The 933-nt window shown below is 67.3% G+C and carries 1 protein-coding gene; it reads left to right on the top strand.

Annotated elements, in window-relative coordinates:
* Positions 1-79: 79 nt before the first annotated feature.
* The coding region (locus ETP66_RS11835) for a helix-turn-helix domain-containing protein (protein WP_130842778.1) at positions 80-933 on the top strand (854 nt) is incomplete at its 3' end.

The raw sequence follows: 933 nt of genomic DNA, 5'->3' as shown, positions 1-933 counted from the left end.
TCTGAACCCGGACAAACACATGTGAGACTCTGGGCTGGGATAAAAAGAGGGGGACCGACTCCGGAAGGAGGCCCCCCGAGTGCAGCTTACCACGGTTGGCAAAGCGATCTGGCGAGGAGCGAGGAAGGCCCAGGAGCTGGAGATGGCGGGGGCCGGCGACCCCCTGGTCCAGGAACGGCTGCGCAAGCTCAAGCAGGTGGAGGCGTTCAGGAAGCACGGGGTGAGCTGGCCCGAGATCCAGGCCCTGGTGGGGATCAGCCGGGCCACCTATCACCGCTGGCGGAGCAGGCTCAAGGACGAAGGACTTAAAGGCCTTCTTCCGAAACCCAAACGCCCCAAACGCCTACGGCGGAAGGTGCACTGGACCTCCGAACTCCTCATCGCCACCGAGGACTTGCGGAGACAAAACCCCACCTGGGGCCGCTGGCCCATCTGGTGGAGCTTGAGGAAGGGAGGTTTTGAGGTCAGCGAGCGCACCGTGGGCCGCATCCTCGCCCATCTGGAAGCCAGGGGGCGGGTGGAAAGGGTGGCCGCCTTCCTGGCCCGGGCGAGGCGGGGCAAGGGGAGGCCAAGACCCCAGAGGCCCTACGCCCAGAGGAAGCCCCGGGGATACGAGGCCAGGGCGCCCGGGGACCTGGTGCAATTGGACACCCTCACCGTGACCCTAGGGCCCGGGGAGGTGGTCAAGCACTTCTCGGCCCTGGACCTGGTCACGCGCTTCTCCCTGGCCCAGGTGCACACCAGGGCCACGGCCAACCTGGCGGCGGGATTCCTCTCCGCCCTCGTGACCAAGGCCCCCTTCCCCATCCGGGCCGTCCAGGTGGACGGGGGGAGCGAGTTCATGGCCGAGTTTGAGGAAGCCTGCCGGAGCCTGGGAATCCGGCTCTTTGTGCTGCCCCCACGGAGCCCGAAGCTCAACGGGCACGTGGAGCG

Source organism: Thermus thermamylovorans, assembly GCF_004307015.1.
Classification (GTDB): Bacteria; Deinococcota; Deinococci; order Deinococcales; family Thermaceae; genus Thermus; species Thermus thermamylovorans.
This window is presented reverse-complemented; position numbering and strand designations above follow the sequence as displayed.